At 68.6% G+C, this 17,610-nt stretch carries 16 protein-coding genes; 11 read left to right on the top strand and 5 right to left on the bottom strand.

What is annotated here, in order from left to right:
• Positions 1–89: 89 nt before the first annotated feature.
• The 8 genes from leuA to ACWGID_RS35425 all read left to right on the top strand — a co-directional run bounded on the left by leuA (position 90) and on the right by ACWGID_RS35425 (position 9,775).
• The gene (leuA, locus tag ACWGID_RS35460) at positions 90–1,763 is read left to right on the top strand and encodes a 2-isopropylmalate synthase (RefSeq protein WP_452203739.1); all 1,674 of its coding nucleotides are present in this window, start codon (positions 90–92) and stop codon (positions 1,761–1,763) included.
• Positions 1,764–2,012: 249 nt separating this feature from the next.
• A complete protein-coding gene (locus tag ACWGID_RS35455; RefSeq protein WP_452203717.1) occupies positions 2,013–3,107 on the top strand; it encodes an ABC transporter permease in 1,095 nt (364 codons plus the stop codon).
• Between the two features lie 4 nt (positions 3,108–3,111).
• The gene (locus ACWGID_RS35450; protein ID WP_452203716.1) at positions 3,112–4,008 is read left to right on the top strand and encodes an ABC transporter permease; all 897 of its coding nucleotides are present in this window, start codon (positions 3,112–3,114) and stop codon (positions 4,006–4,008) included.
• Positions 4,009–4,010: 2 nt separating this feature from the next.
• Entirely contained in the window at positions 4,011–5,096 is a 1,086-nt protein-coding gene (locus ACWGID_RS35445; RefSeq protein ID WP_452203715.1) for an ABC transporter ATP-binding protein, read from the top strand.
• The gene (locus ACWGID_RS35440; RefSeq protein ID WP_452203714.1) at positions 5,093–6,142 is read left to right on the top strand and encodes an ABC transporter ATP-binding protein; all 1,050 of its coding nucleotides are present in this window, start codon (positions 5,093–5,095) and stop codon (positions 6,140–6,142) included. Before ACWGID_RS35445 ends, ACWGID_RS35440 begins: the two co-directional genes overlap by 4 nt.
• On the top strand, positions 6,142–6,348 hold the full coding sequence (locus ACWGID_RS35435; protein WP_452203713.1) for a hypothetical protein: 207 nt from the start codon (positions 6,142–6,144) through the stop codon (positions 6,346–6,348). The genes ACWGID_RS35440 and ACWGID_RS35435 overlap by 1 nt, the downstream gene beginning before the upstream one ends.
• 58 nt (positions 6,349–6,406) lie before the next feature.
• Positions 6,407–8,269, top strand: a complete 1,863-nt coding sequence (locus tag ACWGID_RS35430) for an ABC transporter substrate-binding protein (RefSeq protein ID WP_452203712.1) — start codon at positions 6,407–6,409, stop codon at positions 8,267–8,269.
• A 48-nt stretch (positions 8,270–8,317) separates the two neighbouring features.
• Positions 8,318–9,775: a GNAT family N-acetyltransferase gene (locus tag ACWGID_RS35425; RefSeq protein ID WP_452203711.1), complete on the top strand. Its 1,458-nt coding sequence runs from the start codon at positions 8,318–8,320 to the stop codon at positions 9,773–9,775.
• A gap of 10 nt (positions 9,776–9,785) precedes the next feature.
• On the opposite strand, the gene ACWGID_RS35420 is transcribed toward ACWGID_RS35425, so the two are convergent.
• Together ACWGID_RS35420 and ACWGID_RS35415 are read right to left on the bottom strand one after the other, a co-directional pair.
• A complete protein-coding gene (locus tag ACWGID_RS35420; RefSeq protein ID WP_452203710.1) occupies positions 9,786–10,547 on the bottom strand; it encodes a Fic/DOC family protein in 762 nt (253 codons plus the stop codon).
• Positions 10,547–10,750: an antitoxin VbhA family protein gene (locus ACWGID_RS35415; protein WP_452203709.1), complete on the bottom strand. Its 204-nt coding sequence runs from the start codon at positions 10,748–10,750 to the stop codon at positions 10,547–10,549. The genes ACWGID_RS35420 and ACWGID_RS35415 overlap by 1 nt, the downstream gene beginning before the upstream one ends.
• Before the next feature lie 84 nt (positions 10,751–10,834).
• Between ACWGID_RS35415 and ACWGID_RS35410 the strand changes: the two genes are divergently transcribed.
• Positions 10,835–11,104: an SAV_915 family protein gene (locus tag ACWGID_RS35410; protein ID WP_452203708.1), complete on the top strand. Its 270-nt coding sequence runs from the start codon at positions 10,835–10,837 to the stop codon at positions 11,102–11,104.
• On the opposite strand, the gene ACWGID_RS35405 is transcribed toward ACWGID_RS35410, so the two are convergent.
• Genes ACWGID_RS35405 through ACWGID_RS35395 form a run of 3 tightly spaced genes read right to left on the bottom strand, consistent with a single transcriptional unit; the run spans position 11,082 to position 15,627 of the window.
• Entirely contained in the window at positions 11,082–11,723 is a 642-nt protein-coding gene (locus ACWGID_RS35405; protein ID WP_452203707.1) for an ABC transporter ATP-binding protein, read from the bottom strand. The genes ACWGID_RS35410 and ACWGID_RS35405 overlap by 23 nt on opposite strands.
• A complete protein-coding gene (locus ACWGID_RS35400; protein ID WP_452203706.1) occupies positions 11,720–12,556 on the bottom strand; it encodes an ABC transporter ATP-binding protein in 837 nt (278 codons plus the stop codon). Before ACWGID_RS35400 ends, ACWGID_RS35405 begins: the two co-directional genes overlap by 4 nt.
• Positions 12,553–15,627, bottom strand: coding sequence for an FtsX-like permease family protein (locus ACWGID_RS35395; protein ID WP_452203705.1), 3,075 nt, complete (start codon positions 15,625–15,627; stop codon positions 12,553–12,555). The genes ACWGID_RS35400 and ACWGID_RS35395 overlap by 4 nt, the downstream gene beginning before the upstream one ends.
• 161 nt (positions 15,628–15,788) lie before the next feature.
• On the opposite strand from ACWGID_RS35395, the gene ACWGID_RS35390 reads away from it, so the two are divergent.
• Positions 15,789–16,778, top strand: coding sequence for an aldo/keto reductase (locus tag ACWGID_RS35390; RefSeq protein WP_452203704.1), 990 nt, complete (start codon positions 15,789–15,791; stop codon positions 16,776–16,778).
• Positions 16,775–17,602, top strand: coding sequence for an SDR family oxidoreductase (locus ACWGID_RS35385; protein WP_452203703.1), 828 nt, complete (start codon positions 16,775–16,777; stop codon positions 17,600–17,602). Before ACWGID_RS35390 ends, ACWGID_RS35385 begins: the two co-directional genes overlap by 4 nt.
• The last annotated feature ends 8 nt before the right edge of the window (positions 17,603–17,610 follow it).

Raw genomic sequence — 17,610 nt, 5'->3', positions numbered from 1 at the left:
TCCAGCGACCCTGTGCAGTAAGACGTATCCCGAGGAGCACCCCCGTGGCACCGAAGAACCAGCCCAAGCCCGTCCAGCAGCCGTCCGGCATGCCGACCCATCGTTACCGCCCCTTCCCGCCGATCGACCTGCCGGACCGCACCTGGCCGGCCCAGTCCGTCGACCACACCCCGCGCTGGCTGTCCACCGATCTCCGGGACGGCAACCAGGCGCTGGTCGAGCCGATGTCGCCGGCCCGCAAGCGGCGGATGTTCGACCTGCTGGTGAAGATGGGCTACAAGGAGATCGAGGTCGGTTTCCCGAGCGCCAGCCAGTACGACTTCGACTTCGTCCGCAGCCTGATCGAGGGCGACGCGATCCCGGACGACGTGACGATCTCGGTGCTGACGCAGGCGCGTGAGGAGCTGATCGAGCGCACCGTGCAGTCGCTGCAGGGCTCGCCGAAGGCGACCATCCACCTGTACAACGCGACCGCGCCGCTGTTCCGCCGGGTGGTGTTCAACGTCGACAAGGCCGAGTGCCGCACGATCGCCGTCCGCGGCACCGAGACCGTGATGAAGTACGCCGACGAGCTGCTGGGCGACTGCGAGTTCGGCTACCAGTACAGCCCGGAGATCTTCACCGGCACCGAGATGGAGTTCGCGCTCGAGGTGTGCGAGGCGGTCAGCGACGTCTGGGAGCCCGCCGAAGGCCGCGAGATCATCCTGAACCTGCCGGCCACCGTCGAGATGTGCACCCCGAACGTGTACGCCGACCAGATCGAGTGGTTCGGCCGGAACCTGACCCGCCGCGAGCACAGCGCGATCAGCCTGCACCCGCACAACGACCGCGGCACGGCGGTGGCCGCCACCGAGCTGGCCCTGATGGCCGGCGCGGACCGCGTCGAGGGCTGCCTGTTCGGCCACGGTGAGCGGACCGGCAACGTCGACCTGGTGACGCTGGGCATGAACCTGTTCAGCCAGGGCATCGACCCGCAGATCGACTTCTCCGACATCGACGAGATCCGCCGTACGGTCGAGTACTGCACGCAGATGCGCGTCCCCGAGCGCCAGCCGTACGCCGGTGACCTGGTCTACACCGCGTTCTCGGGCTCCCACCAGGACGCGATCAAGAAGGGCCTGGAGGCGCTCGACAAGCAGGCCGCGGCCGAGGGCAAGCCGGTCGGCGAGATCACCTGGGAGGCGCCGTACCTGCCGATCGACCCGAAGGACGTCGGCCGGTCGTACGAGGCCGTGATCCGGGTCAACTCGCAGTCCGGCAAGGGCGGCGTCGCGTACATCATGAAGTCGGAGCACCGGCTCGACCTGCCGCGCCGGCTGCAGATCGAGTTCAGCCGGGTGATCCAGCAGCACACCGACGACGAGGGCGGCGAGGTCGGCCCGCAGGTGATGTGGGACATCTTCGCGGGTGAGTACCTGGCGCCCGGCAAGCTGTCGCTGCTGAGCGTCAACTCGACCTCGGGCGAAGGCCAGGGCGACCAGCTCCGCGTACAGGTCTATGCCAATGGTGTTCCCCACGAGTTGGTTGGCGAGGGCAACGGTCCGGTGTCGGCCTTCGTCGACGCGCTGCAGCCGCTGAAGTACGACGTCCGTGTCCTGGATTATCACGAACACGCGCTCTCCGCGGGCGGCGACGCGCTGGCCGCGGCGTACGTCGAGTGCGAGGTCGGCGACGAGGTCTTCTGGGGCGTCGGCCGGGACGCCAACATCCTCACCGCATCGCTCAAGGCCGTAGTGTCGGCTGTCAACCGCGCCACCCGCTGATCAGGCCGCATTCTTAACCTCGAATTGCCCGTCCCCCGTGTTGGGGGCGGGCAATTCCTGTACGCCCCGGTACCGTTACGTCACACTCTGCAACGTTGTCTCAACGTTGCCTCAAGTCGTTGACTCGGTGACCGAGGTTGCGCACACTGTCGTCACTATGCGCAGATCCTTGCAAGACAGCGTTACTAAGTCTTGTTGTTGAAAGGTCTGCGCCACCGACTTTCCCCTGCAGTCGCGTGGAGGTGAGCAGTGAGCGGTGCGGTCGAGACATCCGCGTCTGATCTGATCGAAGGACCGGTTGTCGAACCGAGACCCTCGGCTGTCCGGCGTTTTTTCAACGCCTGGCTGGTCCGAAGACTGTTCAAGGCGGTCCTGACGATCTTCATCGTCACGACGGGAACGTTCTTCCTGGTCCGATTGCTGCCCGGTAACCCGGTCGACACCTATATCCAGACCCAGATCGCGCAGACCGGCATCTCGTACGAGGCTGCCGCCGCGCAGGCGAAGAACCTGTTCTCGCTGGACCCGAACGAGCCGCTGCTCGTGCAGTACTTCCACTACATGGTCAACATGCTGCACGGCGACTTCGGCAACTCGTTGCTGTCGCCGGGCACCACGGTCGCCTCGGTGATCAAGACCTACCTGCCGTGGACCTTGTTCTCGGTCGGGGTGGCAACGGTCTTCAGCTTCGTCATCGGCATCATCGCCGGGATGATCATGGCGTACCGCCGGGAGACCTGGATCGACCATCTGCTGACCTCGATCGGCTCACTGCTGCACGCGATCCCGAACTACATCCTGGCGATCCTGATCGTGGTCTTCCTCGGTGTGAAGCTGCAGATCTTCGACCTGACCCAGGCCCGCGGTTCGTACACACCGGGCGTCACACCGTCGTTCAGCCTCAGCTTCCTGAACGACATCTTCTACCACGCGATGCTGCCGATCCTGGCCTATGCGCTGACCACGGTCGGCTCGTGGGCGCTGGTGATGAAGTCGTCGACGGTGGAGACCCTCGGCGAGGACTACGTGACGGTGGCCCGCGCGCGCGGCTTGGCCGACTCCCGGATCCGGTCCGGGTACGTCGGGCGGAACGCGGTACTGCCGCTGTTCAGCCAGCTCGCGGTGTCGCTCGGATTCGTCGTCGGCGGCTCGATCTTCGTCGAGCGGATCTTCGGCTACCAGGGCATCGGCTTCAGCCTGTACAACGCGGTCAACGGCCGCGACTACGCCGTACTGCAGGGCATCTTCCTGGTCGTGACGATCTCGGTCGTGGTCGCCAACCTGCTGGCCGACGTGCTGTACAGCCGGCTGGATCCGCGGATCCGCGTCCAGGGCAAGGGGTGACGAGATGGCCGAGGCAACAATTCCCGTTTCTTCGATCGGTACGACCGGCGTCTCCCGGTTCGCGGGCATCCTGAAGTCGCTGCGCCGCAGCCCGGCCGGCTTCATCGGGTTCGTGATCGTCGCGCTGATGGTGCTGGTCACCGCGATCGTGCCGTTCTTCCTCCCGGACGTGGCGCCGAACGTCAAGGAGATTCTGCTCCCGGCCGGTTCGCCCGGTCACCTGCTCGGTACCGACAACGAGGGCAAGGACGTCCTGATCCAGATGATCGGCGGCGGCCGGACGGTGATCTTCGTCGGCTTCTTCGCCGCCCTGATCTCGACCGCGCTGGCGATCGTGCTCGGCTCGCTCGCCGCGTACCTCGGCGGCTGGGTCGACTCGGTCGTGGTCACGCTGGCCGACGTCTTCCTGACGGTCCCGCAGATCGTCCTGCTCGCGGTGCTCGGCGCGTTCTTCAAGCTCGACTCGCCGCTCCTGCTCGCGCTGCTGGTCGGAGCCCTGTCCTGGCCGGTGCTGACCCGGGCCGTCCGGGCCCAGGTGTTCTCGCTGAAGGAACGCGAGTTCGTCGAGGCGGCCCGGCTGCTCGACCTCGGCACCGCCCGGGTGGTGTTCGTCGAGATCCTGCCGAACATGGCCAGCTTCATCCTGATGAACTTCATGATCGGCGTGACCAACGCGATCTACCAGCTGGTCGGCCTCTACCTGCTCGGTCTGGCCCCGCTGACCGGCTCCAACTGGGGCATCATGCTCAACCGCGCCTGGATTGCCGGCGCGATCTTCAACGACGCGAGCCTGGCCTGGATCCTCAGCCCGATCGTCGCGATCGTCCTGCTGCTGGTCGGATTGGTGATGATGACGAGATCCCTCGAAGAGATCCTCAACCCGCGGCTCCGGGACCGGTGAGCATGACGACGACGACTTCCGGCCAGGACCGCGCGGTGCGCGGCGGCCAGGGCAAGCCACTGCTGTCGGTCCGCGACTTCAAGGTCGAGTACCGGACCGGTTCCGGATCCACCGTGCAGGCGGTCCGTGGCGTCGACCTCGACCTCTACCCGGGCGAGAGCCTCGCGCTGGTGGGGGAGAGCGGCTGCGGCAAGACCACCTTCGGCCTCGGCCTGCTGCGGTTGCTGCCGCGCCTCGGCCACGCCAGCGGCAAGGTCGTGTTCAACCGCGGCGACGGCTCCGAGATCGACGTCCTCGCACTGGACGGCCGGGACCTGCGGGAGTTCCGCTGGCGGGACGCCGCGATGGTGTTCCAGGGCGCGATGAACGCGTTCAACCCGGTGTTGAAGATCCGCGCGCACATGCACGACACGATGCGCGCGCACACCAAGGCGAGCCGCCAGGAGATCGAGGACCGCGCCGGCGAGCTGCTCCGGCTGGTGCGGCTGGAGCCGTCGCGGGTGATGGACAGCTACCCGCACGAACTGTCCGGCGGGATGCGGCAGCGGGTCCTGATCGCGATGAGCCTGCTGCTCGAACCCGAGGTACTGATCCTCGACGAGCCCACCACGGCGCTCGACATCCTCACCCAGCGGTCGGTGGTCGACGTACTGCACGAGGTGCGCGAGCGGCTCGGGTTCTCGATGATCTTCATCTCCCACGACCTGTCGCTGGCCGCCGAGCTCGCCGACCGGGTGGCCACCATGTACGCCGGAAGCATCGTCGAGACGGGTGGCGTCCGGGACCTGTTCTACCGGCCCCGGCACCCGTACACGCTGGGCCTGATCAAGGCCGTGCCGCCGATCGTCGGCGACCTGCCGGACCTGGAGTCGATCCCCGGCGGACCGCCGAGCCTGGCGTCGCTCCCGAAGGGCTGCACGTTCAGCCCGCGGTGCAAGTTCGTCACCGACGAGTGCCGGGAGGCCGAGCCGCCGTTGGTTCCGGTGACCGACGAGCCGGGTGACGCCCACGACGTCGCCTGCATCCACGTGAAGGACGTGCACCTCGACCGTCAGGTGCCGAACGAGACCCTGGGAACCGCCTCATGACCGCGCTCGAGGAATCGCCCGCGACCACGGGCGCCGCACCGCTGATGACGCTGGCCGGTGTCAGCCAGGTGTTCGACACCAAGGCAGGACCGATCCGCGCGGTCGACAACGTCGACCTGTCGGTCAACCCGGGTGAGGTGCTCTGCCTGGTCGGTGAGAGCGGCTCCGGGAAGACCACCGCGGCGCGGATGGCGGCCGGCCTGGCCAAGCCGACCGAAGGCAAGGTGGAGTTCGCCGGCCAGGACATCTGGTCGAAGAACCGCAACGACTTCACCACCTTCCGCCGCAGCGTCCAGTACGTCCATCAGGACCCGTACGCGTCGCTGAACCCGACCCGGACGATCCAGCAGACGATCACCGCGCCGCTGCTCAAGCACGGTGTCGTCAAGGGTGCGAAGGCGGCCGCCGAGCGCGCGGCCGAGCTGCTCACCAAGGTGGACCTGACGCCGGCCGAGAACTACCTGCCGAAGTACCCGCACCAGCTGTCCGGTGGCCAGCGGCAACGAGTCGCGGTCGCGCGAGCGCTGACCCTCGACCCGAAGCTGATCATCGCGGACGAGTCGACCTCGATGCTGGACGTGTCGATCCGGATCAGCGTGCTGGCGATGCTCGGCCGGCTGCGTGACGACCTCGGCGTCGGGTTCCTGTTCATCACCCATGACCTGGCGATCGCGAAGTACTTCGGCTGGAACGGCAAGACCGCGGTGATGTACCTGGGCCGGATCGTCGAGTTCGGGCCGACCCCGAAGATCATCAACGCACCGACGCACCCGTACACCCGGGCGCTGATCGACGCGATCCCCGAGCCGGACCCGGACCTGACCAAGACCAAGGGCCGGGAATCCCTGCGCAGCCTGGAGATCCCGAGCCTGGCGCACCTGCCGTCGGGCTGCTCGTTCCACCCGCGCTGTCCGCAGTTCGAGGACGGGCTGTGCGACGGTGCGGTGCCCGCCCTGACCCAGATCCGATCCGGGCAGTCCGCCGCATGCCACGTGGTGGCCCGCGACGGCGCCCACGAAGGACGGCCGGATGAGCCGGGGGCCTGATGGGGCCCCAGATCGGCCGGGCGGCGCTCGGCTGGGCGGCGTTCCTGGTGCTCGCGAGCGGAGCCTTGCTGCTCACGCTGTCGCCGGGTACCCCGGAGTTCGTCGTCACCCTGTTCACCTTGTGTTTGGGCCTGCTACTGGGCCTGGTGGTCGTCGTCGGAGTGGTTCTGACGCGGCGTCGGGAAAAACGCGAGGGCGGTAGTTAAAACGAACCAGTAGTGCCTGACGCACACGGGCGTGCGTCAGATCAGAAAGGACCAAGGAATGAGTCCCACCGGCACCAACGATTCCGGCAGCACCGACTCGGGCGCCAACGCCCGGACCAACGCCATCTCCCGCCGCAACGTGCTCCAGTTGTTCGGCATCGCCGGTGTCGGCGTGGCCGGCATCGGGTCGCTGGAAGCGTGCTCCCCGAGCAAGCCGAACGCCGCCTCGGGTGGTGACGGCAAGTCGGGGAACAAGGAGTTCCACGGCGCGTACCCGTACCAGCTGCCGCCCAAGGGCCACTTCAACCTGGCGGCCGGTGTCACCGACGGCATCCAGCAGCAGAGCCCCTACCTCGACCTGATCTACCCCAGCGGCGGCCTGTACTACTGGGCCGACAAGAAGTGGGAATGGATGATGGCCGAGTCCGGCACGCTGGACGAGGCGACCAAGACGTACACGATGAAGCTCCGCTCCGGGCTGACCTGGAGCGACGGCAAGCCGGTGACCGCCAAGGACGTCGTCTCGACGTTCAACCTGCACTGGCTGATGCGTCAGCAGTCCTGGACGTTCCTGTCCGACGTCAGCGCCAAGGACGACACCACGGTGCTGTTCACCATCGGTACGCCGTCCACCGTGCTGGAGCGTTACATCCTCCGCGCGCCGATCATGCCGGACTCGGTGTACGGCGAGTGGGCGACCAAGGCCGAGACGATGCGCAAGGCCAAGACCAGCCTGGACAGCGCCGAGGGCAAGGCGCTGAACGGTGACTTCCAGAAGTTCCGTCCGGAGAACCCGGTCGTCTCGGGTCCGTTCAACTTCGACTCGAAGAACATGACCAACGCGCAGATGGCGCTGGTCAAGAACGACAAGGGCCTGTTCGCCGACAAGATCGGCTTCACCAAGGTCGTGCTGTACAACGGTGAGACCTCGGACATCACGCCGGTCGTGATGAACAAGGACGTCGACTACGCGACCCACGGTTTCGCGGTGGCCAGCGAGAAGACCATGCAGGGCAGCGGTTTCCGGATCCTCCGGCCGCCGGTGTACTCGGGCCCGTCGCTGGTGTTCAACTACACCACGCACCCCGAGCTCGCCGACGTCCGCGTCCGGCAGGCGATCGCCTACGTCCTGGACCGCAACGAGAACGGCACCGTCGCGCTCGGCGAGTCCGGCAAGCCGTGCAAGTTCATGGCCGGCTTCTCCGACATCTCGGTCCCGGACTGGGTCTCCGACGCCGACCAGAAGAAGCTGAACGCCTACGAGAAGGACGAGGCCAAGGCCACCGAGCTGCTGCAGGCGGCCGGGTGGAAGAAGAACGGCGGCAAGTGGACGCTGCCGTCCGGCAAGCCCGCGGCCTACGACATCAAGTTCCCGACCGAGTTCGCCGACTGGAACCCGGCCGCCACCAACGCGGCCGACCAGCTGAACAAGTTCGGCTTCAACATCACCAAGCGGGGCATCACCTTCACCCAGCTGAACCCCGACGTCCTGGCCGGCAAGTTCGACATCGCGATCCAGACCTGGGGCGCGTCGAACCACCCGCACCCGTACTTCGCGTTCGTCCAGGACCTGTACACGTTCAACTACGTGACCGCGGCGAACTCCGGCGGCAAGGGGATGAACTTCCCGCTCAAGCAGACCACCTCGGCCGGTCCGATCGACCTGCAGTCCGTGGTGGACAAGTCCGCGCAAGGCCTGAACCTCGACGAGCAGAAGAAGAACGTCACCGCCGCGGCGCTGGCCTTCAACGAACTGCTGCCGATCATCCCGCTCTGGGAGCGCTACGGGAACAACCCGGCGCTCGAGGGCACCCGGGTGGCGAAGTTCCCGGCCGACGACGACCCGATCCTGAAGAACGCGCCGTACGCCGACAACTTCGTGATCATGTACATGTACCAGGGCAAGGTCGCACCGGTCTAAGGAAAACCGACTGGCGGACTGACCCGTTTGTTTGGTTGGGTCGGCCGGGTGATCAGCATTCGCGAGATCGACCCGGCCGACCTGGCCCTGTTCGACGAGTGGTACGACGCCTTCCGGGCCGGCGCGATCGCCGGACGGGAGGCCCCGCTGGTGGCCGCGCGCGAAGCCCTCGGGTTCTCGCTGCGGAACCCGGGGCCGTTGAAGCAGCGCCTCGCGGTCGGGGCGTTCGAGGACGACCGGGTGCTCGGCGGCATGCTGTTCGAGTACCGGCTGACCGACAATCTCGACACGGTCGAGGTCGAGATCGACGTACCGCCGGAGCACCGGCGGCGCGGGATCGGTACGGCGCTGTGGCAGTGGACCGTGACGCGGGCGGCGCAGCTGGGACGGACGATCGTCCAGACCGAGCTCGGCGTACCGGGGGAGCCCTGGGCGGGTGCGGCGTTCGCCGAGCGGCTCGGGTTCCGGACGGAACATGTCGAGGAGCATCTCGTCGTATCGCTGCCGTACGACGACCTGCGGCTCGAGGAACTGCGGGAAGCGGCCGGACGGCTCGACGGGTACCGGCTGACGTCGTGGGCCGGGCTGTGTCCGCCGGAGCACCAGCACGCGTACGCCGATCTGCACACCGCGATGGATCGGGACGTACCGACCGGTGGGATGACCCGTGAGGTCGTGCCGTGGACGGTCGAGAAGCTCGAGGCGAGCGAGACGCGGGTCGACCGCAACTACCTCGCGCTGGTCACGATGGCCCACACCGACGCGGGCGAACCGGCCGGCTACACGCTCATCTACCTGCCCCGCGCCGACGCCGAGCACGCCCAGCAGGACGACACCCTCGTACTGCGCGAGCACCGCGGCCACAACCTCGGGACTTTTATGAAGCTCGCGAACCTCGAGCAGCTGGCCAAGCACCGGACGACGCAACGCTTCCTGCACACCTGGACCGCGCTGTCGAACGTCGCGATGCGCAAGGTCAACACCCGCTTCGGTTTCCGCGCCGTCGAGCAGCACCGCGAACTCGAACTGCGGTTGCCGCGTCTGCGCCCCGCGGCCCGCGCGGTGATCGTCGATCCTGAGGACCGCATCCTGCTGGTCCGCTTCGAGTTCGCCGACGGTCCGTTGTGGGCGACGCCCGGCGGCGGCCTCGAGCCCGGCGAGACGGTGATCGAAGGCCTGCGCCGCGAACTCGTCGAGGAGGTCGGCCTCCGGGACTTCGCCGACCCGCCGCAGCTCTGGCACCAGGAAGTCGTTGCCGAGGACCACGCCACCGGCTACGACGGCGTACTCCACGACTTCTTCCTGATCCGCACCGACCACTTCGAGCCGGCCGGAACCTTCACCCCGGAAGAGATGCGCGCCGAGAACGTGCACGCCATGCGCTGGTGGTCGCAGGCCGAGTTGGAGGCCCACGACGGCCGCTTCGCCCCGCGCGACCTACCCGCGCTGGTCCGCTCAGCGCTGGAGTCCGGCCCGCCAACCACCCCGACCCAACTGAGCCTCTGACCCAGCAGCCTCAGCTGAGCTCCTGCCCGTCCCGGCCACGCGGCTTCGCTGTCCGCTCCTTCGTAGCCGTGCTGCTCTGGGCCGAGGACGTCGTGGGAGCCGCTAGCCCCGACAGCGCGGCCTGCGTGACCTTGGGATCGACCGCAGGCCCGGCGAGCTCGGTACCGTCTGTCCTCAGACCGGCCGGGCGGACGACCTGCGCAAGCTGGTCGCGAAGCGGCAGATGGTTACCGGCGTGCGCATGCAACCGGGCCATCTTGAATGCCTCGATGTTCTGGTTGACGGCAGCCCAGTTGATCGATCGGCCGGCTTGTTGCGTCAACTGATCCACGAAGACGCGTTGGCTGCGAGTGTTCCCGTTCAGCGACGGATGCAACGCCGTCAGCTCACCCCAGTGGTAGGCCAGCCGATCATTGAACTGGTCGTCGCCCATACCCTGCAGCAGGTCGTCCCGCTGCAGCATCCGGAACACGTACCTCGACTGCTCTTCCAGGTGCTCCGGGAGACAATGCACCAGCTGGGTGTTCGTCGTACCGGTCGGGACGTCGCGCAGCTTGCCCGCCCAGTCGTACATGTCCTGGAACGCGCGCCGGTTGATCTCGAGCAGATGCGCGAGGTCGTAGTCGCCCTGGACCGGGTTCTGTACCAGTTCGGCGATCCGGACGTAGGCCAGCCGGGTCTCCATCGTGTGCGCGGCGAGCTCGTCCTGGAGCCCGAACTTGTTCCGCAGGACGGTGGAGTTCGGGTAGACGTAGTCGTCGTACTTCGCCATCAGTCGCGCTTGAACTCTTCGAGGGTTCGGGCGATCTCCTGCTGGACGGCCTCGTCGGCGGTGATCTCGCCGCGGAGCTGGCGGCGGGCGAGGTCGATCGACTCCTCGTCGGGCTCGTGCTCGGCCAGCCGGTGACCCGCGGTGGCGCCTTCCAGCGCGGCTTCGATCTCGTCCTCGGTCAGCTGCTTCTTCTCGTCCGCCATGGATCCATTTTACCGGTGTGAGAGGTCTGTGCGAAGGGTGTGAGAAAGGGGGACGGGGGCAACGGAGCGGCCTAGTTTCGGGGTGTGAGCACTCGACATTGCGTTGATTTGTTCGTTCCGGTCCGGTGTCTGGGGGAGATCGCCACGGTGCAGACCGGGCGGTTGCCGGACGGGGTGCGGGTCGGGATCGCGTTCCGGACACTGACGGGACTGCGGGCGGCGTGCGGCGTCCAGGAGTGGATGCGGATGTCCGAGACCGCGTTGCGTGACCTGCTCGGACCGTTGGGGATCCGCCGGATCCAGCTCGATCCGACGACGGTCGCCACACCGGTCAGAGGCGCCGTAGCCAGCTGAGGTGGCCCTCGTCCATCACGGCGTGGCCGTCGGCGCTGTCGGCGACCTTGGGATCGTGAGTGGCGATGACGACGGCGGCACCGCGGCGGGCCTCCGCGTGCAGCAGGTCGAGAACCCGCTCGCGGTTGGTGCTGTCGAGTTCGCTGGTCGACTCGTCGGCGAGGATCACCCGGCCCTGCTGCGCGATCCCGCGCGCCACGGCGACGCGCTGCTGCTCGCCTCCGGACAGTTCCTCGACCAGGTGGTCGCCGCTCTCCTCGAGCCCGACTCCCGCCAGCGCGTGCTCGATGGACCGCTCGACATCCTTGTGACGGGCCGCCAGCAACGGGATGGTGAGGTTCTCGCGCGCGGTCAGCACCCGGGCGAGCCCGTTGCCCTGCGGGATCAGTACGACGCCGTGCGCGGCCGCGGCCGGCCTCTCGGTGATCACCAGACCGTCGATCTCGACCTGCCCCTTGGCGACCGGCACCGCCCCGGCGATTGCCCACAGCAACGAGCTCTTGCCGGCCCCGGACGGCCCGCTGACCGCGAGCACGAACCCCGGCGGGACCGTGAACGACACGTCCGACACCGCGGTCAGATCGCCGTACCGGACCGTCACCTGGCTGAGGTTGATCACTGGTTCCCCTCCTGCTCGACCGGGGTGATGCGGATCTCGCCGTTGTCGGTGGTGACCTGGACGAGCGTCCCGGCGGGTAGCAGTTCGGCCACGTGCGGCGGCAGCGGCAGCGATCCGTCGACCGCGACCACGGCGTACTCCTCGCCCGATCGTCCCTCGGAGGCGATCCGGCCGTCCCGGATCGTGATCGTCCGGGGGAGGGTCGCGGCGACCTCGGGGTCGTGCGTGACCAGCAGCACGGTCATCCCGGTCTCGCGGTTGACCGTCCGGATCGCGGTGAGGACTTCGTCGCGGGCGTGGTGATCGAGCTGGCTGGTCGGCTCGTCGGCCAGCAGCAGACCGGGCCGGGTCGCGATGCCGACCGCGACCGCGCAGAGCTGGACCTGTCCCGGTGTCAGCTGCGTGAGCGGAGTCCCGGAATGGTTGCCTAGGCCAACGAGATCGAGGATGTCTGTCGGGGCCGGCAGGCCGCGGCCGCGTACGGCGGCCCGTTGTGCGTACCGGATGTTGTCGGCCGGCGTGAGGTAGGGGACGAGGTTGCGCCCGGCGCCCTGCAGCACGATGCCGACGTCGCCGGAACGCATCCGGTCCAGCTCGGTCTCGGTCATCGTGGCGACGTTGTGTTCGCCGATCTGCAGCCGGCCCGCGCTCGGGGTGAGCAGACCGCCGCAGAGCTGGAGCAGCGTGGACTTCCCGGCTCCGGACGGCCCGAGCAGCCCGACGAGCTCGCCCGGGCGGACGGTGATCCCGATCCCGGACAACGCTGCGACATCGTGACCGTGCGCGCGGTAGATGTGCACGAGTCCCGTCGTACTGATCGCGAGGCCGCTCATGTCAGCTCCTCCCGGATCCGGCCGTAGCTGGAGCGTCTGTTGACGCCGCTGCCGAGGAGCAGCGTCACGGCCGCGAGGACCGCCGTACCCGCGATCCAGAGCACGATTGCGACGGGCCAACTGGTGCCGAGGTCGAGTGGCACCGGCCCGCCGCTGGTGGCGAACAACGGGATCAGCGGCAGTGCGACCTGCGCGCCGATCAACCCGCAGACCGTTCCGAGCAGCACCGCGAGCGCGACCGGACCGGTCTGCTCCCAGCGTGCGGCCCGGCCGGTGGTGCTCGCCGGTACGCCGGTGATCTTCAGGCTCGCGTAGTCCTGGGCCCGCGAGCGCCACGACGTCACCACGGTGAGCAGCAGTACGACGATCGCGAGCACCCAGGCCGCAATCCCGACCACCGGCGTCAGTTGCAGGGCGAGCGCGCTGGCGGAACGCCCGTACGACGCGATCCGGTCGTCGCGGCGGTCCACCAGGTCGGCGTTGAACCCGGCCTTCGACAGCTTCGCGGTGATCGCGTCGACGTTCGCGAGACCGTCCTTGTTCAGCCACAGCTCGAAGTCGGTCCCGCCCTCGTCGACGGCCCCACCGAGCCGGCGGACCGTCTCGAGATCGACGACGGCCGTGCGGTCGCCGTACCGGTTCACCGGCCCGCGGAGCCGGTCGATCCGGGCCAGCGTGATCGGCGTACCGTCGATTGCCGGGCTGGTCGTGGTGTTGTCGGCGTACCGGTACTCCGGCGTGACGAAGGCCGGCGTCACCGGCGGCACGGTCGCGTACTGCAGGAACTCGTCGTTGCCGAAGCTCTTCATCGCGATCGTCAGCGCGCCGCCTGGCTTCGCCGCCAGTGAGCCTTGGTCGGACTCGACTTGGGCGAACGGCTTCCAGTCGTCCGGCTTGCCGAGTCCGATGCTCGGATGGTCGTCGCTGGCGAGCTTGCTGATCACCAGGTCGCCTTCCAGACCGGCCGGGTCGAGCGTCTCGCGACCGATGCCGAGCCGCAGCAGGTCACAGCCACCCAGACAGTCGACCGCGGCACGCAGCTCGACGGGTTTGTTCGACGGCAGTGGCAACGGCGGGAACGAGACCAGGTACCTCGCGCCGTCGCGGTGGCTGACGACATTCGCCCGCAGTACGACGGACTTCGGCGCACCGGAGCCGATCTCCTCGCCGCGCGGGGTGCGGCTGACGAGCCGTTTGATGTCAGCAGCCGAGACTGTCGCGGTCAGCTGCGCACTTCGGAACTCGATCGGCTTCACGCCGCTCGGCGCCTGGAGCGTCTGCCAGCCCTGCGCGTCGGTGAGCCGATCGCCGCGGAACGCGACCCGCCGGAAGCTGTCCGGCTCGATCATCAGCGACTTCAGCGCGTCGGGGGAGCCCGGGCTGGAGACCACCACTGGAGTCAGCCAGTGCCGGTCGGGGTCGATCTGGTCGGCGGCGCGCAGGAAGTCGGCGAGGTACAACGAGTTCATCCGCAGGACGCCCTCCGCGCCGGTCTCGTAGCCGGAGCGCGTCTCGCGGTTCCTGGCCGCAACGGACGACGCCTGGCCGGCGAACGTGAGCAGCGCGGCGGCGACGGCAACGGCCGCCACGATGCGGGTCACGGCCGGGCGGCGGGAGATCTGCAGTGCGCCGAGCGCCAGACCCAGACGGCCGCGGCGCAACGCCTGCCGACTGAGCTGGCCGGCGGCCGGGAGCAGCAGGTGCGCAAACGTCAGACCAATGGCGAGCGCGAGCAGCGCGGGCGTGAGAACCGGAAGTGGGCCACGGCCGTCGCCGGTGAGTGCCGCGAACAGACCGGCCACCGCGAACACGATGATGCAGAGGTCGGCGACACCGATCAGCCACCCGCCGCGCCGTGGCGCAACCCGACGCAGCAGGCTCGAGATCGGCTGCCGGACCGCGGATCGAACCTGCAGCACCACCACCGCCAACGCGACGATCGCTGCCGCGGCGAGCGCGGCCGGGACCATCCACGGGAGCTCGAGCGGCGCACCGTTGCGCAACCAGGTGGCGCGGACGATCAACAGCACCGCGAAGCCCACCACTCCACCGAGCAACGTCCCGACCAGCACGGGCAGGCCGAGCTCGACAGCCAGCGCACGATGGGTACGACGAGCCGACGCGCCACGCAACCGCGACAGCGCGATCTCCGGCCGGCGCTGATCCACCACGGCCGCCAGCGCAAGCGCCAGTACGACGACTGCGAACAGCGCGACCTGCACCATCACCAGCGGGATGATCGTGGTCGCCTGTTTCCGCTCCGCCTGGATCTGGTCGACCAGCGTGGCAAGTGACGACGTGGTCTCCGCGGGGATGCCGAGCTCGCCGGCGTTTCCGTTGACCGTCTGGGTGGCTTCCTGCAGGCGTTGCAGGTCGTCGAGCCGCGCTACTCCGGGCAGCGGGCGGGCGTCCGACGTGACCGTCTGCTGCCAGTCGCCGGCGCTGAACGTCGTACTGTCGGTGAAGAACTGGTCGGCGCTCCCGGGATCCTTGTCGGCGGGCTGATGCGAGTGGCCGGTCGAGTAGTCGCCGTACCAGTAGTCGCCGCGAGGCTCCTTCGGCGTGTAGAAGCCGACGACGGTGAGGCGGCCGCCGCCCTTGCCGGCGTCGCTCGGCACCGCGGTGAAGGCCGTGCCGAGTTTGAGGTCCCAGGTCGTCTGGTCGACGGTCGAGGCGATCACCTCGTTCGCGGCGCGTGGGCAGCGGCCCGCGGTCACGGTGAGCTGGGCGCAGTACCCGTCCCGCCAGCGCAGGCGCGCCTTCGGCGGCGCCTCGGCCCGCGGGGTGACCCAGGCGACGTCGTTGTGGACGCCGTGCACGGGCTTGGTGAACAGCGGCTGGAGGTCTTTCGGCAGCAATTTGTCCAACTGCTCCGGCTGGACGTCGCCTTGCGACGCGATCCGCCAGGACGCGGGCAGGCGTTGTACCGAGAGTGTCTCGGTCATCACGGTCTGTTCGACCGCGCGGGCGAACCACGGCCCGAACACCGCACAGCTACCGATCAACAGACTGATGCCGGTCAGCACCAGGGCCTGTGCCCAGCGGTACCGCAGCGCCCGTCGCAGGAACATGCCACCCCCAGATTCCGTGTCGCCCGCCGAATGTACGGAATGTTTCGGGCAGCAGGCCGGGCGGCGGAAAAATGTCACATTAATGTTGTCCAGACAGGAACCCGGCGGTGTCCGGGGCCCCGTTCGTCCCCTGGACCGGGTCCCGGCGGTAGGTTCGGGGCATGCGTGAATCCCACCTCGGCGACCTGACCGTTTCCTCCCTGGGCCTCGGCTGCATGGGCATGTCCCAGTCGTACGGCGACACCACGGACGAGACCGAGTCGATCGCCACCCTGCACGCGGCCATCGACGCGGGCTGCACCTTCCTCGACACCGCCGACGTGTACGGCGACGGCGCGAACGAGGAACTCGTCGGCCGGGCGCTGGCCGGCCGCCGCGACCAGGTCGTGCTCGCGACCAAGTTCGGTTTCAAGCGCCCCGCCGGCGCCACGGCGGTGCCGACGGTCGTCGACGGGTCCCCGGAGTACGCGCGGCAGGCGATCGACGCGTCGCTGCGGCGGCTCGGCGTCGACCACGTCGACCTGTGGTACCTGCACCGCCGCGACCCGCAGGTGCCGATCGAGGAGACGGTCGGCGCGATGGCCGCGATGCTCGAGGCCGGCAAGGTGCGGTACCTCGGGTTGTCCGAGGTCAACGGCGAGACCGTTCGCGCCGCGCACGCCGTACACCCGATCACGGCCGTACAGAGCGAGTGGTCGCTGTGGACGCGCGACCCGGAGACCGTCGTGCTGCCGACGCTGCGGGAGCTCGGCGTCGGGTTCGTCCCGTTCAGCCCGCTCGGGCGCGGGTTCCTGACCGGGCAGATCAAGTCCCAGGCGGACTTCGGGGACGACGACATGCGCCGCGGACTGCCGCGGTTCCAAGGCGAGAACTTCCAGCGGAACCTCGATCTGGTCGCGCAGGTCCAGGCGCTGGCCGCGTCGAAGGGAGTCACGCCCGGACAGTTGGCGCTCGCCTGGTTGCTTGCGCAAGGCAATGACGTGGCGCCGATCCCGGGGACGAAGCGGCGCAAGCACCTGGCCGAGAACCTCGGCGCGGTGGACGTGACGCTGTCGGCCGAGGAGCTGGCCTCGCTGGACGCGGCGTTCCCGGCAGACGCGGTGGCCGGGCAGCGGTACACCCAGGGTGGGATGAACCTGGTGGGCAAGTGATCGGCGTCACCGGGTCGACCGGGCAGCTCGGATCGCGGATCGCGTCGCGGTTGGCCGCGGCCGGCGTACCGCAGCGGTTGATCGTGCGCGACCCGGGCCGGGCGCCCGCGTTACCCGGTGCCTCGGTGGCGCAGTCGGCGTACGGCGAACACGCCGCGCTGCTGTCCGCGCTGGACGGGGTCGACGTACTGATGTTGCTCAGTGCAACGGAGTCGGCGGATCGGGTGGAGTTGCACAAGGCAACCGTCGACGCGGCGGTCGCCGCCGGGGTGCAGCGGATCGTCTACACGTCGTTCGTCGGGGCATCGCCGGGCGCGACGTTCACGTTCGCGCGCGACCACTGGCACACCGAGGAACACATCCGTGCGTCGGGCGTCGACTTCACGTTCTTGCGGGACAATCTGTACCTCGACTTCGTGTCGGGCGGCGTCGGCGAGGACGGCGTGATCCGCGGCCCGGCGGGTGACGGCAGAGTCGCCGCCGTCTCGCGGGACGACGTGGCTGCGGTCGCTGCACAGGTGCTGACGTCGGCTGATCATTCCGGTGCCACCTATGACCTGACCGGGCCCGCTGCGTTCACGCTGGCCGAGGCCACGGCGGTGCTGACCGAGGCGTGGGGGCGCAAGATCCGGTACGAGCCGGAGACGCTGGACGAGGCATACCGCTCGCGGGAGAGCTACGGCGCTCCCGCGTGGGAGGTGGCCGGTTGGGTCACGTCGTACGCCGCCATCGCCAGCGGCGAGCTCAGCCAGGTCTCCACCGCGGTCGCCGATCTCACCGGTCACGACCCGATCAGCCTCGAGGCGTCTGTCGGTCGCGAGTGAGACACTGA

Source organism: Kribbella sp. NPDC054772 (genome assembly GCF_053611945.1).
Note: the sequence above shows the minus strand (reverse complement) of the source record. Positions and strands in the feature narration are given on the sequence as shown.

What these genes read in the sequence shown, in the direction of transcription:
- leuA (WP_452203739.1), top strand. Translation starts at nt 90, where the DNA reads ATGCCGACCCATCGTTACCGCCCCTTCCCGCCGATCGACCTGCCGGAC.
- ACWGID_RS35450 (WP_452203716.1), top strand. Translation starts at nt 3,112, where the DNA reads ATGGCCGAGGCAACAATTCCCGTTTCTTCGATCGGTACGACCGGCGTC.
- ACWGID_RS35445 (WP_452203715.1), top strand. Translation starts at nt 4,011, where the DNA reads ATGACGACGACGACTTCCGGCCAGGACCGCGCGGTGCGCGGCGGCCAG.
- ACWGID_RS35440 (WP_452203714.1), top strand. Translation starts at nt 5,093, where the DNA reads ATGACCGCGCTCGAGGAATCGCCCGCGACCACGGGCGCCGCACCGCTG.
- ACWGID_RS35435 (WP_452203713.1), top strand. Translation starts at nt 6,142, where the DNA reads ATGGGGCCCCAGATCGGCCGGGCGGCGCTCGGCTGGGCGGCGTTCCTG.
- ACWGID_RS35430 (WP_452203712.1), top strand. Translation starts at nt 6,407, where the DNA reads ATGAGTCCCACCGGCACCAACGATTCCGGCAGCACCGACTCGGGCGCC.
- ACWGID_RS35420 (WP_452203710.1), bottom strand. Translation starts at nt 10,547, where the DNA reads ATGGCGAAGTACGACGACTACGTCTACCCGAACTCCACCGTCCTGCGG.
- ACWGID_RS35415 (WP_452203709.1), bottom strand. Translation starts at nt 10,750, where the DNA reads ATGGCGGACGAGAAGAAGCAGCTGACCGAGGACGAGATCGAAGCCGCG.
- ACWGID_RS35400 (WP_452203706.1), bottom strand. Translation starts at nt 12,556, where the DNA reads ATGAGCGGCCTCGCGATCAGTACGACGGGACTCGTGCACATCTACCGC.
- ACWGID_RS35395 (WP_452203705.1), bottom strand. Translation starts at nt 15,627, where the DNA reads ATGTTCCTGCGACGGGCGCTGCGGTACCGCTGGGCACAGGCCCTGGTG.
- ACWGID_RS35390 (WP_452203704.1), top strand. Translation starts at nt 15,789, where the DNA reads ATGCGTGAATCCCACCTCGGCGACCTGACCGTTTCCTCCCTGGGCCTC.